This window comes from Aureimonas sp. SK2 (assembly GCF_029813115.1).
Taxonomy (GTDB): Bacteria; Pseudomonadota; Alphaproteobacteria; order Rhizobiales; family Rhizobiaceae; genus Aureimonas.
The window spans coordinates 1-1,261 of sequence record NZ_JAPZDS010000054.1 but is presented as its reverse complement, the minus strand read 5'-3'; the positions used below and the strand labels follow the sequence as shown (position 1 = coordinate 1,261).

At 61.8% G+C, this 1,261-nt stretch carries 1 protein-coding gene and 1 pseudogene; one reads left to right on the top strand and one right to left on the bottom strand.

The features are described from left to right. Positions 1–57 precede the first annotated feature (57 nt). Positions 58–1,065 (top strand): annotated as a pseudogene (locus tag O5O54_RS22160) (IS481 family transposase). Here O5O54_RS22160 and O5O54_RS22155 read toward each other — a convergent pair. Next, positions 965–1,261, bottom strand: a 297-nt coding sequence (locus O5O54_RS22155) for an integrase core domain-containing protein (RefSeq protein ID WP_279484014.1), incomplete at its 5' end; no start/stop codon positions are given. The pseudogene O5O54_RS22160 and the gene O5O54_RS22155 overlap by 101 nt on opposite strands.

Below are 1,261 nucleotides of genomic sequence, written 5' to 3'. Positions count from 1 at the left end.
GTGTTTGATCCCGGGGTTTCATGGTGTGATCCTTTCCATGAAATGGAAGGAGGCCCTATGGGACAGGTTCGTCACGGCAGCGCCACGACCACGCACGCCATTCGAGCAGCAATACAGCGATCGCTTGTTTTCCTCGCGACGCTGAGCCGCGAGTTCGGCATCAATCCGAAGACGGTGGCCAAGTGGCGCAAACGTCAGATCCTGGAGGACATGAGGACCGGGCCGAAGGAGCCGCGTTCGACGACACTGAGCGAGGCCGAGGAGGCCATGGTCGTCGCGTTTCGCCGGCACACGCCGCTGCCATTGGATGACTGCCTCTACGCCTTGCAGCCGACGATCCCGCAACTGACCCGGTCAGCGCTGCACCGGTGTCTCCAGCGGCATGGCATATCCAGATTGCCAGACGTCGACGGCGACAAGCCTAAGCGGCAGCGCTTCAAGCGCTACCCGATCGGTTTCTTTCACTTGGACATTGCCGAGGTGCAGACCGGCGAAGGCAAGCTCTTCCTGTTCGTGGCCATTGATCGGACGAGCAAATTTGCTGTCACGCAACTCGTCGACAAAGCTGACAGGCGGACGGCTTGGGAGTTCCTCGAGCGTCTGCTGCAGGTCGTGCCGTATTAGATCCACACGATTCTGACTGACAACGGCATCCAGTTCGCCGAGCAGATGCGCAACCGCAACACGGCCTGGTCCCGGCAGATGCGCTTCGACATGATCTGCGAGGCCAACGGCATCGAGCATCGGCTGACCAAGCCGAACCCTCCTTGGACGAACGGTCAGGTCGAGCGGATGAACCGCACGATCAAGGACGCGACCGTCAAACGCTTCCACTACGACAGCCACGATCAGCTTCGCACGCACCTCGCCGACTTCATGGCGGCCTACAACTTTGGCCGTCGGCTGAAGACGCTCGGCGGTCTTGAACCGCACCGAGTTTGCCGGAGGCCATTTGGGTTGAGTCCTACGCGGCGATCGGGGCGACCTCAAGCTCGGCGTAGTATGCGGCTTCGGCCTCGGCGGGCGGGATGTTTCCGATCGGTTCGAGAAGGCGTCGGTTGTTGAACCAGTCGACCCATTCGAGGGTGGCGAACTCGACGGCCTCGAAGGAGCGCCAGGGTCCGCGCCGGTGGATGACTTCGGTTTTGAAGAGGCCAATCACCGTCTCGGCCAGAGCGTTGTCGTAGCTGTCGCCGACGCTGCCGACCGATGGCTCGATGCCGGCCTCGGCAAGGCGCTCGGTGTAGCGAATGCTGACGTA